At 65.1% G+C, this 4,199-nt stretch carries 4 protein-coding genes; 2 read left to right on the top strand and 2 right to left on the bottom strand.

The features are described 5' to 3' along the window. Nucleotides 1-2: 2 nt before the first annotated feature. A complete protein-coding gene (locus AC4FAH_RS03405; protein ID WP_107335478.1) occupies nucleotides 3-1,940 on the bottom strand; it encodes an ATP-binding cassette domain-containing protein in 1,938 nt (645 codons plus the stop codon). A gap of 326 nt (nucleotides 1,941-2,266) precedes the next feature. Here AC4FAH_RS03405 and AC4FAH_RS03400 point away from each other — a divergent pair, with 326 nt between their 5' ends. Both AC4FAH_RS03400 and AC4FAH_RS03395 read left to right on the top strand, forming a co-directional pair. After that, nucleotides 2,267-3,217, top strand: a complete 951-nt coding sequence (locus AC4FAH_RS03400) for a TatD family hydrolase (RefSeq protein WP_286989322.1) — start codon at nucleotides 2,267-2,269, stop codon at nucleotides 3,215-3,217. A 48-nt stretch (nucleotides 3,218-3,265) separates the two neighbouring features. Further along, nucleotides 3,266-3,832, top strand: a complete 567-nt coding sequence (locus tag AC4FAH_RS03395; RefSeq protein ID WP_225347560.1) for a hypothetical protein — start codon at nucleotides 3,266-3,268, stop codon at nucleotides 3,830-3,832. A 91-nt stretch (nucleotides 3,833-3,923) separates the two neighbouring features. Here the strand turns inward: AC4FAH_RS03395 and AC4FAH_RS03390 are convergent. Beyond that, nucleotides 3,924-4,199 (bottom strand): hypothetical protein (locus AC4FAH_RS03390; protein WP_490245636.1); only part of this gene is annotated, 276 nt, incomplete at its 5' end.

Genomic DNA, 4,199 nt, shown 5'->3' with positions numbered 1-4,199 from the left:
CTTCAGCCTTCCTGCATGGCCTCAAGTTCCATCCAGCGTTCCATCGTCTCTTCCAGCACCTGCTGCTTGTGGCTGAGCTTCTCCAGCGTGTTCTTCACCGCCTTGGCATCCCCGGTGTAGAACTCCGGCGCCGCGATCTCGGCTTCCAGCGTCGCGATCTCCGCTTCCAGCTTCTCGATGGTCGCCGGAATCAGGTCCAGCTCGCGCTGGAACTTGTAGGGCAGCTTGACCTTCTTGTTGGCCTGCTGCGCCTGGGCGGCCTCACGCTTGCGGCGCTCGTCTTCTGCCTGGGCATCACGACGGTGCTTTTCCTCACGCTCACGCTCGACTTCCCACGGTGCCGGCGGCAGATGGCCGCCCTGACGTATCCAGTCGCTGTAGCCCCCGACATACGGCTTGACGACCCCGTCGCCCTCGAAGGCGAGGATGTTGGTGACCACGTTGTCCATGAAGGCACGGTCGTGGGAAACCAGCAGCACGGTACCGTCGAAGTCGAGCAACAGCTCCTCGAGCAGCTCCAGCGTCTCGACATCCAGGTCGTTGGTCGGCTCATCGAGCACCAGCACGTTGGCCGGCATGGTGAACAGACGCGCCAGCAGCAGGCGGTTGGACTCGCCCCCTGACAGCGAACGTACCGGCTGACGCGCGCGGTCCGGCGTGAACAGGAAGTTCTGCAGGTAGCTCATCACGTGCATGTCACGCCCGCCGACCGTGACACGGTCGCTGCCGCGCGCCACGTTGTCGTAGACGGTGGCTTCCATGTCGAGGCCCTTGCGCAGCTGATCGAAGTAGGCGATCTGCAGCTTGGTGCCTTCGATGCGCTTGCCTTCGCTGGCTTCCAGCTGACCGAGCAGAATGTGCAGCAGCGTGGTCTTGCCCGCTCCGTTGCGCCCCAGCAGGCCAACCTTGTCGCCGCGCTGGATCTCGACGCTCAGGTCACGGATGACCCACTGCTCCTGCGCCTCGTCGTAGCGATAGCTGACGTTCTCCAGCTCCACGACCCGCTTGCCGCTGCGCTCGGCGGAGTCGACGGCGATACGCGCACGGCCCTGCACTTCACGCCGCTGGCCACGCTCGGCACGCATCTTCTCCAGCGCACGCACACGGCCTTCATTGCGGGTACGACGCGCCTTGACCCCCTGGCGGATCCAGGTCTCTTCCTGGGCCAGTTTCTTGTCGAACTCGGAGTTCTCCTTGGCCTCGACATCCATCTCGTGCTGCTTCTGGGCCTGGTAGGCCGCGTAATCGCCCGGATAACGCCCGAGACGACCACGGTCCAGCTCCAGAATCTGGGTCGCGAGGCGCTTCAGGAAGGCCCTGTCGTGGGTGATGAACAGCACGGCGCCGGAGAAGGCCGCGACCTGCTCTTCCAGCCAGGCGATGGTATCGAGATCCAGATGGTTGGTCGGCTCATCGAGCAGCAGCAGGTCCGGGTCGGACACCAGCGCACGCGCCAGCGCGACACGACGGCGCCAGCCGCCGGACAGGTCTTCCATCATGGTGTCTTCCGGCAGGCCCAGGCGGGTCAGCACGGTATCGATACGCTGCTGGAACTGCCAGCCATCGACGCTTTCCAGCGCGACCTGCACATGCTCGAGACGCTTGAGGTCCGGCTCGGGGTCGCTGATCAGGTGATGATATTCCGCCAGCAGCGCGCCCGCCTTCGGCAGGCCTTCAGCGACGATATCGAAGATGGTACGTCCTTCGGCGGCCGGCAGGTCCTGCGAGAGCACGCCGATCTTGAGGCCCGGCGCCTTCCACAGCTCACCGGCATCGGCCTGGAATTCGCCGGTGATCAGCTTGAGCAGGGTCGACTTGCCGGTGCCGTTGCGGCCGACGAGCGCCAGACGCTCGCCGCGCTCGACGACAAGGTCCGCCCCGTTGAGCAAGACGTGATGGCCATAGGCCAGCTGAAGATTTTCCAGTCGTAACAATGCCATGTGCAGCAGCAACTCGTGACGGGTCCACGGCCGGGAAGGCCACGGAGGAAGTGGGAGTCAGGCGGACAGGCCGCCGCCAGCGACGCGCGCCGGAGAATGCTGCCATTCTACCCGAGGCGCAGCGTGCAGGCGATGGAAGACGCCGCAAGGGCTGAAAGACGCCGGCGCCTTGGGTAGAATGGCCGACCGCTTGAAATCACGTCACGTGCCCTGCACTGCCAAGGCTCGCCTGTCATACAGCGCTATCGAGTGCCAGGCCGACGGGCTGTTGTCAGGCCTTGCACTGTCATGTGTCTTCTCCCTCCCCGCGATCCCAAGGGTGTCCGATGTCCGCGCTTCCCCCGCATGCCGATCCTGCCTCCCTGCCCTACTATGATAGCGAGCGGCTGTCCGACGAGACGCTTGCCGCCTTGTGTGACGACCTTGAACTCGGCGAGGCCGATATCGCGGCCGCGCTGACGCTGCTGGCACCGGAGCTGCGTTTCGCCAGCCCCTCTGCGCTGGTCGACATCGGCGTCAACCTGACGCATGAGAGCTACGCGCGCGACATCGAGGGCACCTTGCTGCGAGCACGCGCGGCGGGCGTCAGCCGGCAGATCCTGACCGGCACCAGCCTGGATGGCTCGCGTGAGGCCCAGGCGCTGGCGGCACGCTATCGTGGCCTTTCTGCCACCGCCGGCGTGCATCCGCATGATGCCAGCCAGTGGAACGATGGCGTCGAACGCGGCATCCGGGAGCTACTGGCGCAGCCAGAGGTCGTCGCGGTGGGGGAATGTGGCCTCGATTTCAATCGCAACTTCTCGACGCCCGCCGAACAGGCCCGAGCGTTCGAAGCGCAGCTGACGCTGGCCGCCGAGACAGGCCTGCCGCTGTTTCTGCATGAACGTGACGCCGGTCGCCAGATGCTCGAGATGCTCAAGCACTGGCGCGACGATATCAGTCACGCCGTCGTGCACTGTTTCACCGGTGAGCGCGAGACGCTCTACGGCTATCTCGATCTCGACCTGCACATCGGCCTGACCGGCTGGCTGTGTGATGAGCGCCGAGGCGAACACCTGCGCAGCCTGTGCCGCGAGATTCCCCTCGAGCGCCTGATGCTGGAAACCGATTGCCCCTATCTGGTACCGCGCAATCTGCCCGCCAAGCTCAAGGGGCGGCGTCATGAACCCTCACTACTGGTGTGGATCATGGCGGAGGTCGCGGCGCTGCGCGGTATCGACATGGAAGAACTCGCAGAGGCCACCACCGCCACTGCCACACGCTTCTTCCGCCTGTGATCGGCATCAACGACTTTCCCTGCACGCTTCCCTGCTCTGGACATCACCATGCACGAATATGAACCCGAAACAGGGGACTTCCCCGCCTTCATCGCCGTCGAGACCGGCGAGGACTCCAGTCTGCCGCTGGCCATCGCCTGGGCGCTGCCCGATGGCCAGATGAAGCATGTGCTGATCCAGCCGGATGACGAGTGGCTGGATGGCGAGATGCTGGAGCTGGGCGACTACAGCCTGGACGACCTGCGCAGCTTCGGCGTCAGCCCCCTCGATGTGCTCAAGGAGCTGGAGCAGGACTACTACCAGACCACGCTCTATACCACCGGCGTCATGGATGACGAGCAGGCACTGGCCCGCCTGTTCGACGCCTACAACATGGACCCCTTCATCGAGTTCGCGCCGGCGGAAGGCCTCTACCCTGAGCTTGCCCCGGGTGACTGGGCGCGCGAGCGCAACAACATGCTGTTCGAACAGGGCCTGCAGCCCTTCCGCCCGGACAACGAGGTGCTGGTGATGCTGGCCATCCATACCCGCCTGCGCGGTGATGGCGTGCGTGGCGAGCAGGACATCCAGGGCACTGGCCCGGATTACGAGATCGACTGGGAAGAAGACGTCTGATCAGACGCTCCTGCTCCTGACACGCAAACGCCCCGACAACCTTGCGGTTGTCGGGGCGTTTGTGTTCAAGCCTTGGCCTCTACGGCGCGGCTCAGCCGTTGGAGCGGCCACCACCGTTGCCACCGCTGGAGCGGTTGCGACCACCACGTGAGCGGCGACGCGGACGCTCATCATTGCTCGGCGCATTCGGCGCACGGTTGCCGTTCACCTCCGGCTGCGGCGCGACGCGATTGCCATCGACTTCACGCTGCACCGGTGCACGGTTGCCGCGGTTGTCATCATCGACACGCGCGGTCTGCTGAGGCTGACCGCCAGTGCGCTGGCCGCCCGAGCGCGCGCCGCCAGAACGCTGACCTTCAGAGCGCTG

The organism is Cobetia sp. (genome assembly GCF_983723665.1).
Note: the sequence above shows the minus strand (reverse complement) of the source record. Positions and strands in the feature narration are given on the sequence as shown.

What these genes read in the sequence shown, in the direction of transcription:
- AC4FAH_RS03405 (WP_107335478.1), bottom strand. Translation starts at nt 1,940, where the DNA reads ATGGCATTGTTACGACTGGAAAATCTTCAGCTGGCCTATGGCCATCAC.
- AC4FAH_RS03400 (WP_286989322.1), top strand. Translation starts at nt 2,267, where the DNA reads ATGTCCGCGCTTCCCCCGCATGCCGATCCTGCCTCCCTGCCCTACTAT.
- AC4FAH_RS03395 (WP_225347560.1), top strand. Translation starts at nt 3,266, where the DNA reads ATGCACGAATATGAACCCGAAACAGGGGACTTCCCCGCCTTCATCGCC.